This is a genomic window from Candidatus Liberibacter brunswickensis (genome assembly GCF_036858155.1).
Classification (GTDB): domain Bacteria; phylum Pseudomonadota; class Alphaproteobacteria; order Rhizobiales; family Rhizobiaceae; genus Liberibacter; species Liberibacter brunswickensis.
In genome coordinates, this window is the sequence record NZ_JAAEJX010000004.1 from 22336 (window position 1) to 37744 (window position 15409).

Sequence of the window (15409 nt, forward strand, 5' to 3'; positions counted from 1 at the left end):
CTTTATAGTAGACTTATACAACGATCTCTTTATAATAGTTACTGCATTCCTTAAAAAAAATACAAACTGTAAAAATTCTAAATGCCATCAAATTTATCAAAAAACAATATAGGGTTTTCCTTGGACCTATTAAAAATTCAATAAAAATAAAAAAAAACAATACTATAATCTAATACATAAATAATGTAAAAAAGAGAAGCGATATTAATGAATAATAGTAATGCATAAATTGCATTATTCTCAAGAAATGGATGTTGTTTTACTATATTTTTTTTAATGCTTTCTTGAGAGCTATCAAAACATGCCAAGTATTTTTTTTAATAAGGGGATATTTAATAAGTTCTTGAGGATGTACTGTAGATAACGTTGGAATAGTACGGTCTTTAACACTAATATTATGCCATTTTCCAAGATTTTGATAAGTGTTTGTATAGTTATTATTGAAGAAAAAGTTTTTTGTTTTGCTTCCAATAAAAAAGATAATTTTAGGTGAGATAAGTTCAATTTGTTTTATTATTAGAGGGCGGCATATTTCTATTTCTATATCGGAAAGATTTCTATTTCCTGTAGGATACCATGGGGAAATCATAGACATATATGTTTGTGATCTTACAAGATCTATAGACTTGAGCATTTTATCTAACATATTTCCTGTCTTGCCGGAAAAAGGTTCGCCACTTATGTTATCGCTATCGCTAGGTGTATATCCTATAATCATTAGGTCTTTACCTTCTTTTTGTTTAATAGCACATATAGTGGAAATAGACGTACTGCAGAGATTATATTCATGAAAAGAGCAAAGGAGTGATTTTAATTCATGCAAGGAACAAGCTTTGTTAGCAATTGAATAAGCTTTTTGTACTAGTATATTTTCTTTATGAGAAATATTTTTTTCCGGCTTTATCTGGTAGTTAACAGGATTTTCCCCACTTTGTAAGTCAGATATATCTTTTTTAATTTCATCAAAAACCCAATAGACTCCGGAATCTGCATAAAATAGTGCAGTTGTTAATAGTTGTTCTTTTGATAATATTCTCGTAGAATTTATGTGGTTATTTTTCGAAAGTTTTTTCATGTTAGAAAGAGTCTTTTATATTAAAATCTAATTTTAATGCAGTGAAAAACAATTCTTATTTCTATTTTAGGGATATTTATTTGTCGTATAAGATTTTTCTTTTATAGTTGATCATACTATAAATTAGTTTATTCTTTATCAAATTGTAATAATTGTTCTTTGTTATCTGAGCGGATTAATGTGGGAAGTCCCATTTTTTGAAGAATGCTAAGAAAAGGTTTGGGAGGAAGTTCTTCAATATTTACCATGTTCCCAACATCCCAAATTCCTTGTGCTATTAAAATAGCTGCAGCTACGGGAGGTGTCCCGGCGGTATAAGATATTGCTTGGCTATTTACTTCTTGGTATGCATTTTGATGGTCACATATATTGTACAAGAATATTTCTCTTTTTTCCCCGTGATATTTTCCATTTATTAAGCATCCTATACAGGTCTTCCCATGATAGTTAGAAGCTAATGAAGAAGGATCTGGTAATACAGATTTTACTATTTTTAAAGGTGCTACTTCTATGTTTTCTGCGGTTTTTATTGGTTGTTCTGATAGAAGTCCTAGATTTTTTAATATTGTGAATACATTAATGTAATGATCGCTGAATCCCATCCAAAATCTTATATTGGCACCTTTTATGTTTTTATATAAAGAATGTATTTCATCGTGTCCACTTAAATAAACTTTCTGTTTTCCAACAGCAGGGAGTTCATATGTTTTGCTTATTTCAAACATTTTGTTAGTACACCATTGGTTTTTTTGCCAACTGTAAACTACTCCTGTAAATTCTCGTAAATTGATTTCTGCATTAAAATTTGTTGCAAAATATTTATCATGCTTTCCAGCATTAACGTCTATTATATCAATATCTGTTATTTCTTCGAAATATTCATCTTTTGATAAACGTACAAAAGCATTAACTACTCCTGGATCAAATCCTGCTCCTAAAATCGCAGTAATTGATTTTGCATTACATTCATCAAGCATATTCCATTCATAATTATTGTACCAAGGAGGGGTTTCACATATTTTAAGGGGATCTTCGTGAATTGCAGTGTCAATATATGCCACATTTGAGTCAATACAGGCTCGTAAAACTGACATATTAAGAAAAGATGAGCCAACATTAATTACTATTTGAGAATTTGTTTTCTTAATTAATTCTATTGTTGATTCAATATTTAGAGCATTTATCTGGTGTACTTTAATGTTACCAGGAACTTTCATTGATTTTTTTTTGTGGATGCTATCAGCTATTTGTAAGCACTTTTGCAGTGTGCGTGATGCTATATTAATCTCTCCGAGAATATCATTATTTTGAGCACATTTATGAGCTACGACGTGAGCAACGCCTCCAGCTCCAATAATTAAAACATTTTTTTTCATAATTTTAGGGGATCTCTGCTATTAAATTTTTTTAAATCGATATAATTTGCTATTTTTTAGGAAAGATTTTTATAATAATCATCGTATGAAAATTCACGTATAGTTATTATCTTGCCATCTAAATCTTTTATTGCAATCGTCGGCATGTTTATTCCATTAAACCAATTTTTCCTGTTTATGTTATATCCTGCGATATCTTCGAATGATATTTTATCTCCAATTTGAAGGGGTCTTTCAAAGTTGAACTCGCCAAATATGTCTCCTGCAAGGCAAGATCTTCCGCATACCATAGCAGTGTAAGGGCCAGTGTTTGGATATATAGTCGCTGATTCTTGGTAAAGTAAGTAATCAGGAGCATGAGCCTCTACAGAGGAATCAACAATTACTAGGTTCTTAATGTTTTCTAATACATCAAGAACGGTGGTTTCTAATGTTGTAGTATTGGTCACAATAGCTTCCCCAGGTTCTAAATAAAGTTGTACAGAATATCTTTCTGAAAATTCTTTAAGAAGTTGGCAAAAGTCTTCTATGGGGTAATTTTTCTCTGTAAAATGAATTCCTCCTCCTAGGCTAATCCATTCTACTTGATTAATTAAATGACCAAATTCTTGTTCAATATTTTTTAGCATTGTGCTTAAACAAGGAAAAGATTTATTTTCACAATTATTATGGAACATTAGTCCGTTAATATTTTTTATCTCAGGTTCTATTTTGTATCTGCATCTTTCTCCTAAACGACTAAAAGGGCGATTGGGATCAGCAAGAATAAATTTAGAATAGGATATGGATGGATTCACGCGTAGTCCTATATTTTTTTTAAATTTAGATGCCTTTTCTTTAAATTTATTCAACTGAGAAATAGTATTAAAAATTATTGTGTCGCAATTAGAGAGAACGTCATCAATTTCACAATCTTTATATGCAACATTATATGCATGTGTTTCGCCGCCGAATTTTTCACTTCCTAGCAGGACTTCATGGAGTGATGAAGAGGTTGTCCCGTCTATATATTGATTCAATATGTCAAATATTCCCCATGTAGCAAAGCATTTGAGAGCTAAAAGTACTTTTGCTCCAGATTTTTTACGAATTAGTGAAACTACTTCTAGGTTATTTAAAAGTTTTTGTTTATCAATTAAATAGTAAGGCGTTTTAATCATGAGGATTTAAAGATCTTTCGTAAAATCGAATTTTATCTATTTTGATTTTCTAGATCAATAGATTAAAGATTGTGACAGGTTAATAATACATCATGTTTTATTATACTAACAGCATATATTATTATGTTGGTGGTTTTAAGATTGCGTTTAAATCATTGAAAAATTTAGACCACAATATCCTGACTTTGTATACAATAGCGTTTTTGATTTTTCTAGTCCTTGTATTTTGATGAGAGATGTGTCTATCATGTTTTCCTATGATAAAAATCTTAAAAATTATTATACTAGTCTTTAAGGTGATAGTAGTATAAATGTGTTTGTATCAAGTGTATGCATGCACGAGTGGTGATATTTATGAAAATTGGTAATAAAATATACAAAAATCGTGAAGACTTGCCATGTTTGGTTCCGATTTTTCCTCTTTCAGGCATGTTGTTGTTGCCAGGAAGTCGTTTGTCTTTTAGCGTTTTTGAACTTTCACATGTTGCTATGTTTGATTCCGTATTATCTGGTGATAGATTAATAGGATTAGTTCAACCAGCGATAAGTGGTTTTCTTACAAATAGTGACAGTCGGTTATCTCAAATCGGTTGTATTGGTCGTCTTACGTCTTTTGTTGAAACAGATGAAGGCAATTATATTATGACTGTAACAGGAGTTTGTAGATTTAGACTGTTAGAAGAATCCTATAAATTAAATTCTTGGAGTTGTTTTTATATTGCTCCATTTTTATCAGATCTTGTTGGTCATGATAACTATGGTGTTGACAGGACTGCTTTATTGGAAGTATTTCGCAATTATTTGACTGCGAATAACTTGGAGGCTGATTGGGAAAGTATTGAGGGTGCGAGTAATGAGGTGTTGGTAAATTCACTTGCTATGCTTTCTCCTTTTAGTGAAGAAGAAAAACAAGCGTTATTAGAAGCTCCTGATTTTAGAGCTCGCGTACAGATTTTGGTTTCAATTATGAAGATTGTACTTACAAGCAATTATTCTAATTGTAGAAATAGAATTCAATAGATGATTTGTTAGCAATGAACGAAAGTACTCTCAATATAGATATAGATCCACGATTGCTTGAAGTTTTAGTTTGTCCATTAACTAAAGGTAGTCTTGTGCTAATTTCTGAAGGTAGAGAGTTATTTTCAAAAGAAGCATCTATTGCATATCCAATAAGATCTGGTGTTCCTATTATGATTGTTTCAGAAGCTCGTCAAGTGGATTCCAAGTTCTAGAAAGAAAATGTACTAAATATTTACTTTTTACCAGAACAATCATTTGTAAATAATAGTTTTAAAGTGGAAGATTGCAAAATAATATTTTTAATTTTATTCTTGTGGTTGAAGGAGAAAACATCTTGGTGTGCAGGATAGAATTGATTTTTTCCCTGGAGAATAAACGCGTACTGTATTCTTTTCATTTATAAAAGTTGTTACTTGTGCATCAATGATTACTTTGTCTTTTTCTCCCAAAACTATTAGATTAGTTAATCCAATGTTTTTCCCTGTAAGTACTATATTTTTATCTTTTTCAAGTGATAATACATCTGCTATTTGATCGCTTCCAATAATTATTTTTGTAGGGAAATCATTTAATTTTAATACAACTGATTCTCCAATTGCTACACGGATATCTTGTTCATTGTCTGTAATTTTTTTTTCGGATAGCTGCTTACTTGTTGTAACTGGTATTCGGTTTATTTGTGTTTTTTTATTTTGTGGGATATGACCTTGTGCTTGGTGAAAATGTTGCCTTTCTTTTGTTTTATGTTGTATTGGGAGTATAGGTTTTTTCCTATTTGTTATAGTGTTATCCTGTTGGTTTAGATTTGATACAGTTTTTCCCTCCTTCATTACTCCATCTTGAGAAAAAGTTGGATAACTATAAGATATTATAAAAATAGATAAAGCTAATGAGAGTTTAGTATTTGCCATAAATTTAGCCTGTAAAATAAAATTTATAAAATAAAACGTTAATACTTAATTGCGTGCACTGTAAACTTTCTTTTTTAAATTGTAGTAAATTTACTTGATTTTTTTTGGATAATAAAATCCATTAAGTGTCTTCTAAAATCATATCAATATGTTTTTATAATAACATTTGATGCTATTTTTACATTGATCGAACAAAAACTTTTATTATACGAAGCTATATTTTTTGTTATCAAATTATTTTTTTAAATATTTCGCAATTACAAATTTTATAATCTAAAACTAAATGTTCCTCGTAATATTTCTTCACTATACATACATGTGTATCAAGTTTATATAAATAACTTTCAATTAATTTATCAATTATACAATGATTTTGTACTATAATATAACAGATATACCAATTGTTTTATAATAGATTAACTCCTTTTAAACTATTTATATAGGATAATGCCTTTTCAAGTGGGGGTATTCATGATTTTCTCGTATGTAAATAGTAAAGCGAATAGGTGATCGAAATTTTTTCGTATTCGAAACTCTATTATATGTCCTTGAAAACCACGAACACCCTAGTTTTCTAGCTGACCAAAACACGAGCAACCATTAGGGTGAATATTTGAATACTATATATTTGTCAAGAGTGTTTCTAGTATGTCTGCTAGTTTTATTAAACTTTCATGAAAGGATATAAAAACTATGGTAAGTTATTTTAAAACATTTCTAAAAGATAACTCAGGTGCAACTGCTATTGAATATGGATTGCTTGCATCTCTTGTTGCTTTGGCGATTATTGGTGCTGTTACCTCGCTTGGTGGAAAATTGAACGAGGTCTTCTCTTCCATTGCTGGTAAGTTGCCTACGCCTAATAAAGCCTAACAATCCTCCTGCTAATGTTTAAGTAAAATAAATAATAATAATCTCAATAGCCGCAGTAGATGCATCAAAGTATTTATTGTGGCTATTTTGATCGCTTATTTTTTTTAAAATCTTTTTTATCATTAATTATATCTGCTGATATATCGTTTGTAACTTTGTCTTAGTAATAGTTAGTTTATTCATTGTTCTGTGTTAAATATGCGCAATATGGTAATTATTAATTTAATAAAATTGCATTTATAACTTATTTTTTAAATATTTTATAGTTTATAATATTGATATTCAGGACAGACTGTGGTTCATAGATAGAAAAAAATAATTTGTATTTTTAATTTTTTATTAAAGGTTATTATTTCTATGAAGATTAGTTTGATAAATAAATTTCTAAAAGATAAATCAGGTGCAACTGCTATTGAATATGGTTTGCTTGCTTCTCTTATTGCTGTTGCAATTATTGCTTCTGTTACCGCTCTGGGCACTAAATTGAAAGATGTTTTTGAATCTATTATGGCTGGGATTAAAAAAGGATAAGTAATTATTGTTTTATTGAATAGCTGTGATAAAATCGATTTTTTATTGCAGCTATTATAAATTGTTTATCTGATCTTTAAAGTCATTGCTCATATTTTTTATAGTTTCATAAAACAATCTTTAAATATGAGTTTTATGTTATATTAATTAATATTTCGATTTTATTATTGAAATATTTTTTTTATGTTTTTAAGTATCCATATGGATCTTCTTATTTATTTGTACTATTCTAGGTTATTTGCTCGCATATAAAACTAATTTGCACGTTTTTTGTTATGAATTAAGAAACTATTTGAATAATAGAATATTCTAGAAAAGGTATATTTTATACGCTATAGCGTATTAATATTTTTATTTAGTAATCTATATTTAAATTAGGAAGTTATTTTTTATGACAATGAATATTATTAAAAATTTTTTAAAAGATAAATCAGGTGCAACTGCTATTGAATATGGTTTGCTTGCTTCTCTTATTGCTGTTGCAATTATTGCTTCTGTTACCACTATGGGTACTAAATTATCAGATACTTTTAATAATATATCTAATGGGTTAGGGAAAAAGCAGGAAAAGATTAATTCTACACCAAATAGCAATAGCACTCCTAAAGCAGAAGTGCTTAATAAATCTAATAATTCCTCAAATAATAAATCTGATAAAAAGAATCCCCCCCCAAAGAATAAATATGATAAAAAGAATCCCCTAAATAAAAACAATAAGAATTAAAATTATTTGAAAAGAAACTAATAATAAATTACTGTAGTATATTTTACATTGTTGAAATATTTATAGGCTGAACAAGAATCTAATATGCATTTATGTATGAAAAATTTTGTTGATTTTTTAATATAATACTATGATATTCGATACATGAATAAAGAAACGTTTAACCAATTTGGTTTTATTAATAAAAGATATTTTTTAATTATATATAATTAATAATTTTTATTGGTTTTATTTTATGGTGTTTGTATGAGTGCTAGTTAATACTGTTTTTAAATTAATAGCATATAGTTATTATCAATTTTGTCTTATGAGTAATTATGTATTACAATGCACAATATATGAGAGAGTAAAATGATTTTTTCTGCTATTCTTCTTATTCCTGTTTTTTGTCTAGTCTTTGCAGCAATGACCGATCTTTTTTATATGGTTATACCTAATAGAGTTTCGATTATTATGCTTGGTTCTTTTTTATTAATATCTTGTCTTTTGGGATTGGATTATGGATTAATATTATCGCATTTATTGGTTGGTTTGTTAGTTTTCGCTGTTTGTTTTGTTTGTTTTATATTTAATATTATGGGTGGGGGAGACGTAAAGTTATTGACTGCGACATCTGTGTGGTTTGGTTGGGCATCTTCTTTAGTAATCTTTTTATGTTTTGTCTCTGTTTGTGGAGGAATATTGTCTTTGTTGATTTTGGTAATAAGGTTGATTACTCGTTATACTCCTTTATTTGATATGTTCATTCCAAAAACTTTCCTTATGAAAAACAAAATACCCTATGGAATTGCTATATCCATAGGTGGATTAATTAGTTATCCAGATTCATATTTTTTTAAAGTTGCTTTGTTAGGGTTGTCCCAATAGTTTTATTTTATTAACTCTTTTCGTCTATGTTATTTTTAATATGATTTTTATGTTATTAAAATAATCGTTCTTAATTAATTATATTTATTGTTTTTATTTTTTTTATTGTTTTATAGGCGAAAAATGAAATTCACTCGAATTACTGGCATTATAGTATCGGCTGTTTTTGCTCTTGTGGCTGGTATTGTAGCAATGCGTTTTATATCTCCTCATCATGTTCAGAAAGATGAAATTATATCTCAATCTCAGGTAAAGTTTGTTAATATTTTGAGGGCTAGATCTGATATAAATGTGGGATCGGTGATTAATTCTTATCATTTAGAATGGGTTGCTCTCCCAGAAGAAAATGTATTTGATGGTTTTATTGATGATGTTAATAGCCCTAATGCTATAGAAGAATTAAGTGGTAAAGTGGTGGTGAGTCGTATTTTTAAAGGAGATCCGATTCGTCTCGAAAAATTGCAGGGACACGGTAATGGAGGTATTTCTTCCATGCTCCCAAAAGGTAAGCGTGCAGTTTCATTGGAAATTACTCCGTCTAGTGCAGCTGGAGGAATGATTAAGCCTGGTGATCATGTAGATGTTATATCTATTCGTTCTTTCAATGAAAAGTCAATAAAGTCTGAAGTAGTTCTTAGGAATGTGATTGTTATCGCAATAGATCAAACCTTACATGGGGATGATGATCAACCGGGGTTGATTGGGAATATCGCTACTTTGGAGCTGACTCCTGCTCAGACAAATATTCTATTTACAGCTCAACAATTATCAACGAAGGTTTCACTAGTCCTGCGATCTATAGGAGATTTAAACGACGAAGATAATCTTGATAATACTAGCAGTGATAGATCAGATGCTATAATTATCAAATCAGGCGTCGTTTCCAATAAGAATGTTGAAGGTATGCCACAATGAGATATTTTCAATTTGCTTTTTTTGCAATTAATTTTTTCCTATTATTTTTTAATAATTCATTTGCTACATCACAATTAACTAAAGATAGAAAAGCGTCTATAATTGATATCAGTGATGCTGATATAGGTAAGAATAAAAGAATCAATGTTGGTTTAAATAAGGTAATTATCCTACGATTACCAGCTGTTATACAGGACGTTTTAGTTTCGGATCCAAATAAAACAGATGTTGTTATGCATTCTTCAAATACTATATATCTTTTTGGTAAAGATACAGGTCAGGCGAATGTCATTTTATTTGGACATGATAATAAGCAAGTTTTGAATCTAGACGTTTCAGTTGCACGAGACGTTTCATATCTTGAGTCTACTTTAAAGCGTTTTATACCTGATTCGAAAATCAATGTTGAAATGATGTCTGATACTGTTGTATTACACGGGATTGTTCGTACTATTCAGGATTCCCAAAGAGCTGTTGAGCTTTCTGATATATTCCTTTCAAAAAGTGGTAGTATTAATCATAATTATAATGGTGCCAGTAATAGTTCTAAAAAAGTAGTCAATCTATTAAACATTTCGGGGGAGGATCAAGTAACCCTTAAAGTAACAATTGCTGAAGTAAGGAGAGATATACTAAAACAAATAGGATTTCGACACAATATTATGTCTCCTGCTAGTAAAACTAGCTCCTCATTTAGTGGTAGTTTGGGTGATGGTGGAATTGGCTCTTTCGCTGTTAAGAGTGTTCTTGACCGATTTTCCTTTGAGAGTTTTTTGAGTTCTTTGGAGCGAGCAACTGCTATTCGTACTTTAGCTGAGCCAACTCTTACAGCTATTTCAGGTCAAAGTGCTAGTTTTAGATCTGGTGGAGAGCGTTTGTACAATACTGTGAATCCCCAGGGTGTTTCTAATATGACTTCGCATGATTATGGTGTTGTTTTGAATTTTACTCCAACTGTTCTATCTCCAGGTCGTATTGCATTACGTATTCAGACAGAGGTTTCTGAGCCAGTATTGAGTGTTGGTTCAGGTGATGCTCCGGAGTTTCGTGTACGTAAAGCTGATACTACTGTTGAATTGCCCTCTGGAGGCACAATAGTTTTAGCAGGATTATTGAAAGATGACATACAACAGATGAAGTCAGGTATTCCATTATTGTCTAGAATACCTATTTTAGGAGCTTTATTCAGGCAGAATAATTTTTCTAGGGAAGAAGCAGAAATCTTTATTGCAGCTACTCCATATCTTGTTCAGCCTGTTCCAATTAATGATTTAAGTCGTCCTGATGATAATTATGATGTTGAAGATGATACCAAGTCGTTTTTCTTTAATCGAGTTAATAAGATTTATGGAACTAAGGAAGAAATTGAAAAGCAGAATTACAAAGGTGCGGTTGGTTTTATTTATAAATGATGGGGGATATATGATAAAATATTTATTCGCGAGTATTAATTTTAAAATATCAATTGTCATCCAGAAGTCATTTGTTTTTTTGCGTTTAATGTTTTTACAAGCATTTTTTTTCTTACTATTTTATGTAGCTAATTCGGCTGCTTATTATTCTTCCGTAGAATCAAGCGATTACCGTAATAGACATCCAATTTTAATGAGAAAAGTTGAAAAAAACATAGACATACCATTACTAGCTGGTAGGGGATCAATAAAAACTCTTGAGAGTAATACGATAAATGGGTTCTTAGATCAATATAAAAAGGATAATGCTAGCGTCCTTTTCTTAATGATTCCAAGTGCTACTGTTTCTTCTTCTTCTATAAAAAAAGCGGTAAAAGACATACGTAAAATTATCAGATCTAGAGGAATTCCATCTTCTTTTATCTCTGAAAGGTTGTACGACGCTAATTATGGATTAGATATTGATACTATTAGGTTAGCTTACTTTGCGATTAAGCCTGTTGTTGGTAGTAAGTGTGGTTTTTGGCCAGAAGACATTTTAGGAGGTGCTACACCAAATCGTAATTGGAGTAATTATGGATGTGCATATCAAAATAATTTAGCAGCACAGGTAGTTAATCCTTTGGATTTATTTTATCCACGTGCGATGACTCCTCCAGATGCAAATAAGCGCGATAAATCTATTAGTGATTATCGTCAATCTAGTTCTGATGATTAAAAAAGTAATGATGGTTTTAGTAATTAAAAAATAAATTAAGATTAAATGTAAATTATAATAGGTAGTATAAGGTTTTTAGTAAAGGGGGAATATGTTATATGAATGTTGATTATAATGTAAATAATCCAGGTTCCCGTCAAGAAAGCAAGGATGCTTTATCAGAAACATTTACTTTGCCACGTATGTCTGTTCACGCTTTTTGTATTACTGATACCCTTTATTCTGTAATAGAAAGATCTAAAATTGATCGTAGGATGACTTATGTTGACATGCGAATTACTAAAGGGTCAATTGCAGAAGCAGTAAATTTGTTTTCTAATACACCCACTCCTAATCTTATTATTGTTCAAACTAAAATAGATTCTAGGGAGATAATGTCTGCATTAGAGCCTTTGGCTGATGTTTGTGACTCTAGTACGAAGGTTATCGTGGTAGGGGATACTAATGATGTAATACTTTATCGGGATTTAATTGCTAATGGCGTATCTGAATATTTAATTGAACCTTTGTCTGTTTCTGACATTATTAAATCTATTAATTGCATATCTACTGTTAAAGAAAAAGAATCTTCTTCTGGTTGTTCTATATCTTTTATAGGGTCTAGGGGAGGAGTTGGTTCTTCAACTATGGCACATAATTGTGCTTTTAACATTGCTTCTGTTTTTTCAATGGGAACTATTTTAGCAGATCTAGATCTTTCATATGGAACTGTTAATATTAATTTTGATCAAGATCCAATACATGGTATTGTAAATGCTATTTATCCTCAGGGTAAAATTGACGAGGAATTTCTTAGTAAAATTCTTGTTTGTTATGTGGAGAATCTTTCAATTTTAACTGCTCCTACTACTTTGAATCGTACTTATGATTTTGATGAAAAAACTATTATTCAAGTAATTAATTTATTAAAAAAGATATCTCCATTTACGATTCTTGATGTTCCTCATATTTGGAATGATTGGACACGTGGAATTCTTTCCTCAAGTGATAAAGTCGTAATTACTGCTTCTCTTGATCTTGTTAGTTTACGTAATTCTAAGAATTTAATTGATGTTTTAAAAAAAATAAGACCAAATAATAAACCTCTCTATCTTATTCTTAACCAAGTAAAGACTCCTAAGAAGCCTGAAATTTCTATTAGTGATTTTTGTTCGCCATTGGGTATAGATCCTTCTGCTGTCATTCCTTTTGATGGTTATATTTTTGGTATGTCAGCAAATTCAGGTAAAATGATACATGAAATAGATCAGAAATCTTCTGTTTCGGATTTGTTGGTAGATTTCTCGCGAATTCTTATTGATCGTGTAACTATGTCTAAACCTAAAAATGTTATATACGAGAAGATAAAAAATATTTTTAATATGAAGTAAGCCGATGCTTATAGGAGACATATATGTTTGGGAAAAGAAATAAAAACTTCACAACAAGTTCAGTGAATATTGATAATTCGCATTCTTCTCCGAAGGAGGTGCCTGGCGTTGTAGAAAAAAATATTAAATCATCTTCATCTGCTGACAAGGCAGGCGTTATTAATATGACAGATCGTAGTCCACGTTATTATGATATTAAATCGACTATCTTTGCTACTTTAATTGAAATGATTGATATAACTCAGCTTTCTCAATATAGTGCACAGTCTGCGAGAGACGAAATATCATCTCTAATGAATGAGATTGTTTCTGTTAGGAATATAAATATATCTCCTGATGAGCAGAGTGATATTCTTGAGGATCTTTGTAATGATATTTTAGGATATGGTCCCCTTCAGCCTCTTATATCTCGAGATGATATTGCGGATATCATGGTTAATGGTTCAGATAAAGTGTTTATAGAAGTTGATGGCAAAACTGTTGAAACGGGTATTAGTTTTAGAGACAATGAACAACTTCTTACTGTATGTCAACGCATTGTTAATCAAGTTGGTCGACGTGTCGATGAGTCAAGTCCTATATGTGATGCACGTTTATTAGATGGTTCTCGTGTAAATGTCATTATTCCCCCTCTTGCTCTTGATGGTCCTACTTTGACTATTCGTAAATTTAAAAAAGACAAGCTTACTTTGGATCATCTTGTCAAGTTTGGTGCTATTACACCTGAAGGAGCAAGGTTATTGCAAATCATAGGTCGTATTAGGTGTAATATTTTAATTTCAGGTGGAACTGGTTCTGGAAAAACAACATTACTAAATTGTTTGACTCGTTATATAGATTCAGATGAGCGTATAGTTACCTGCGAGGATACAGCAGAACTTCAACTTCAACAACCTCATGTAGTTCGTTTGGAAACACGTCCTCCTAATATTGAAGGTGAGGGTGAGATTACTATGCGTGATTTGGTGAAGAATTGTCTGCGTATGCGTCCTGAACGTATTATTTTAGGAGAGGTTCGTGGTCCGGAGGTGTTGGATTTATTACAAGCGATGAACACAGGGCATGATGGATCTATGGGAACTATTCACGCTAATAATGCACGTGAAAGTTTTGGTAGGATGGAAGCAATGATTGCTATGGGAGGATTTACTTTGCCATCCAAGATGGTAAGAGAGATTATAACTTCTTCGTTAGATATAATTGTTCAAACTCAGCGTTTGCGAGATGGTTCTAGAAGAATTACGAATATTTGTGAAGTTATGGGAATGGAAGGAAATGTTATAATTACTCAGGATCTCCTTACATATGAAATATTTGGAGAAAATGAAACAGGTAAGTTAATGGGTCATCATGTTAGTTCGGGTGTTTCTCGCCCAAAATTTTGGAATAGGGCAGCTCAATATGGTGAAGAAAGTAATTTAGCGGAAGTCCTCGAGTCTCTTGAAAAACAAACTCGTGCTTTGGGGAGAGTGTGATGATATTCGATTTGACTATTCTTTTTGTAGTAGGATTAATTGTTGTTTCGGTATTCTCTATTTTATTTATAATATTAAATAAATTCATTCCTACTGATCCTAATGATATTCCAAAGATTGTAAGTAATGATAAATCTGAATCTTCTTCTAATTTAAAACGTCGTAAAGTCTTGCGAGAAGCAATACAAAATATAGAAGCAAGTCATAAGAAAAAAACTGGCAATACTAACAGTTTATCTTCTTTGATATCTTATTCAGGTTTGTCTATTTCAAAGGAATATTATTATATAGGAAGTGCTATTGCAGGATTTATATTTGGTATTATATCATTAATTATATCTGAAAGTTTTTTTGTTTTTTTATGCATATCTATTTCATCTTCTCTAGTTTTACCACGTTTATTTTTAAAACATCTGATTAAAAAAAGAGTAGCTAAGTTTTTAGATGAGTTTCCTAATGCTTTAGACATTATTGTTCGCTCAGTTCGTACTGGATTGCCAGTTTCAGATGCTATTGCCGTTATTGTTGGACAGTCTTCTGATCCTGTGCGATCAGAATTTCGTCGTGTGATTGAAACACAACATTTAGGACTTAGTATTTCTGAAAGTGTATCTCGCATGATTCGATATATGCCACTTCAAGAAGTTTCTTTTTTTGCTACTGTTATTTCTGTTCAGTCTCAATTAGGTGGAAATCTTTCGGAAGCTTTGGCTAATTTATCGACAATATTACGTGAGAGGAAAAAGATGAAAGTAAAAGTTCAGGCTCTTTCTATGGAGGCAAAGGCTTCAGCATGGATTATAGGATCTTTGCCTTTTTGCGTAGCTACTCTTGTACATTTTACATCTCCAGAATATATGAATATTCTTTTTACAGATAGCAGGGGTCATCTGATTCTTGGTATTGCAGCTGTTTTCATGATTCTTGGTATTCTTGTTATGAAGATGATGATTAATTTTGATGTTTGATCATATATCGA

Annotated in this window: 15 protein-coding genes and 1 pseudogene; 12 read left to right on the plus strand and 4 right to left on the minus strand. The window is 30.9% G+C overall.

What is annotated here, in order from left to right; translation table 11 throughout:
* Positions 1 to 262 precede the first annotated feature (262 nt).
* From GY664_RS01495 to GY664_RS01505, 3 genes are all read right to left on the minus strand, one after another.
* Entirely contained in the window at positions 263 to 1075 is an 813-nt protein-coding gene (locus tag GY664_RS01495) for a uracil-DNA glycosylase (RefSeq protein WP_333947693.1), read from the minus strand.
* A 128-nt stretch (positions 1076 to 1203) separates the two neighbouring features.
* Positions 1204 to 2451 carry a saccharopine dehydrogenase family protein gene (locus GY664_RS01500; RefSeq protein ID WP_333947694.1) on the minus strand — a complete coding sequence of 416 codons (1248 nt, stop codon included), beginning with the start codon at positions 2449 to 2451 and terminating at the stop codon, positions 1204 to 1206.
* A 56-nt stretch (positions 2452 to 2507) separates the two neighbouring features.
* Positions 2508 to 3611 (minus strand): carboxynorspermidine decarboxylase, encoded by a 1104-nt coding sequence (locus GY664_RS01505; protein WP_333947695.1) that lies wholly within the window; start codon positions 3609 to 3611, stop codon positions 2508 to 2510.
* A gap of 354 nt (positions 3612 to 3965) precedes the next feature.
* Here GY664_RS01505 and GY664_RS01510 point away from each other — a divergent pair, with 354 nt between their 5' ends.
* A complete protein-coding gene (locus GY664_RS01510; RefSeq protein WP_333947696.1) occupies positions 3966 to 4631 on the plus strand; it encodes an LON peptidase substrate-binding domain-containing protein in 666 nt (221 codons plus the stop codon).
* 14 nt (positions 4632 to 4645) lie between these two features.
* Positions 4646 to 4846 (plus strand): Trm112 family protein, encoded by a 201-nt coding sequence (locus GY664_RS01515; RefSeq protein WP_333947697.1) that lies wholly within the window; start codon positions 4646 to 4648, stop codon positions 4844 to 4846.
* 93 nt (positions 4847 to 4939) lie between these two features.
* Here the strand turns inward: GY664_RS01515 and GY664_RS01520 are convergent, their stop codons facing one another.
* Entirely contained in the window at positions 4940 to 5545 is a 606-nt protein-coding gene (locus GY664_RS01520) for a pilus assembly protein N-terminal domain-containing protein (protein ID WP_333947698.1), read from the minus strand.
* 693 nt (positions 5546 to 6238) lie between these two features.
* Here GY664_RS01520 and GY664_RS01525 point away from each other — a divergent pair.
* From GY664_RS01525 to GY664_RS01570, 10 genes and pseudogenes are all read left to right on the plus strand, one after another.
* A complete protein-coding gene (locus GY664_RS01525) occupies positions 6239 to 6418 on the plus strand; it encodes a Flp family type IVb pilin (RefSeq protein ID WP_333947699.1) in 180 nt (59 codons plus the stop codon).
* Positions 6419 to 6775: 357 nt separating this feature from the next.
* Positions 6776 to 6949, plus strand: coding sequence for a Flp family type IVb pilin (locus GY664_RS01530; RefSeq protein WP_333947700.1), 174 nt, complete (start codon positions 6776 to 6778; stop codon positions 6947 to 6949).
* A gap of 391 nt (positions 6950 to 7340) precedes the next feature.
* A pseudogene (locus GY664_RS01535) lies at positions 7341 to 7502 on the plus strand (Flp family type IVb pilin); the annotation flags it as partial.
* Positions 7503 to 8024: 522 nt separating this feature from the next.
* Positions 8025 to 8540, plus strand: a complete 516-nt coding sequence (locus GY664_RS01540; protein WP_333947701.1) for an A24 family peptidase — start codon at positions 8025 to 8027, stop codon at positions 8538 to 8540.
* A 123-nt stretch (positions 8541 to 8663) separates the two neighbouring features.
* A complete protein-coding gene (gene cpaB / locus GY664_RS01545; protein ID WP_333947702.1) occupies positions 8664 to 9455 on the plus strand; it encodes a Flp pilus assembly protein CpaB in 792 nt (263 codons plus the stop codon).
* Positions 9452 to 10867: a type II and III secretion system protein family protein gene (locus GY664_RS01550; protein ID WP_333947703.1), complete on the plus strand. Its 1416-nt coding sequence runs from the start codon at positions 9452 to 9454 to the stop codon at positions 10865 to 10867. Before cpaB ends, GY664_RS01550 begins: the two co-directional genes overlap by 4 nt.
* 10 nt (positions 10868 to 10877) lie before the next feature.
* Complete coding sequence (locus GY664_RS01555) at positions 10878 to 11585, plus strand: CpaD family pilus assembly protein (protein WP_333947704.1); 708 nt, start codon at positions 10878 to 10880, stop codon at positions 11583 to 11585.
* Between the two features lie 98 nt (positions 11586 to 11683).
* Entirely contained in the window at positions 11684 to 12955 is a 1272-nt protein-coding gene (locus GY664_RS01560; protein WP_333947705.1) for an AAA family ATPase, read from the plus strand.
* A 23-nt stretch (positions 12956 to 12978) separates the two neighbouring features.
* Positions 12979 to 14430, plus strand: coding sequence for a CpaF family protein (locus tag GY664_RS01565; RefSeq protein WP_333947706.1), 1452 nt, complete (start codon positions 12979 to 12981; stop codon positions 14428 to 14430).
* A complete protein-coding gene (locus GY664_RS01570) occupies positions 14430 to 15398 on the plus strand; it encodes a type II secretion system F family protein (protein ID WP_333947707.1) in 969 nt (322 codons plus the stop codon). The genes GY664_RS01565 and GY664_RS01570 overlap by 1 nt, the downstream gene beginning before the upstream one ends.
* Positions 15399 to 15409 lie beyond the last annotated feature (11 nt).

Excerpts from the sequence above, each read along its gene's own strand:
- GY664_RS01550 (WP_333947703.1), top strand. The coding sequence starts at position 9,452 with ATGAGATATTTTCAATTTGCTTTTTTTGCAATTAATTTTTTCCTATTA.
- GY664_RS01540 (WP_333947701.1), top strand. The coding sequence starts at position 8,025 with ATGATTTTTTCTGCTATTCTTCTTATTCCTGTTTTTTGTCTAGTCTTT.
- GY664_RS01555 (WP_333947704.1), top strand. The coding sequence starts at position 10,878 with ATGATAAAATATTTATTCGCGAGTATTAATTTTAAAATATCAATTGTC.
- GY664_RS01525 (WP_333947699.1), top strand. The coding sequence starts at position 6,239 with ATGGTAAGTTATTTTAAAACATTTCTAAAAGATAACTCAGGTGCAACT.
- GY664_RS01505 (WP_333947695.1), bottom strand. The coding sequence starts at position 3,611 with ATGATTAAAACGCCTTACTATTTAATTGATAAACAAAAACTTTTAAAT.
- GY664_RS01530 (WP_333947700.1), top strand. The coding sequence starts at position 6,776 with ATGAAGATTAGTTTGATAAATAAATTTCTAAAAGATAAATCAGGTGCA.
- cpaB (WP_333947702.1), top strand. The coding sequence starts at position 8,664 with ATGAAATTCACTCGAATTACTGGCATTATAGTATCGGCTGTTTTTGCT.
- GY664_RS01520 (WP_333947698.1), bottom strand. The coding sequence starts at position 5,545 with ATGGCAAATACTAAACTCTCATTAGCTTTATCTATTTTTATAATATCT.
- GY664_RS01565 (WP_333947706.1), top strand. The coding sequence starts at position 12,979 with ATGTTTGGGAAAAGAAATAAAAACTTCACAACAAGTTCAGTGAATATT.
- GY664_RS01500 (WP_333947694.1), bottom strand. The coding sequence starts at position 2,451 with ATGAAAAAAAATGTTTTAATTATTGGAGCTGGAGGCGTTGCTCACGTC.
- GY664_RS01570 (WP_333947707.1), top strand. The coding sequence starts at position 14,430 with ATGATATTCGATTTGACTATTCTTTTTGTAGTAGGATTAATTGTTGTT.
- GY664_RS01515 (WP_333947697.1), top strand. The coding sequence starts at position 4,646 with ATGAACGAAAGTACTCTCAATATAGATATAGATCCACGATTGCTTGAA.
- GY664_RS01510 (WP_333947696.1), top strand. The coding sequence starts at position 3,966 with ATGAAAATTGGTAATAAAATATACAAAAATCGTGAAGACTTGCCATGT.
- GY664_RS01560 (WP_333947705.1), top strand. The coding sequence starts at position 11,684 with ATGAATGTTGATTATAATGTAAATAATCCAGGTTCCCGTCAAGAAAGC.
- GY664_RS01495 (WP_333947693.1), bottom strand. The coding sequence starts at position 1,075 with ATGAAAAAACTTTCGAAAAATAACCACATAAATTCTACGAGAATATTA.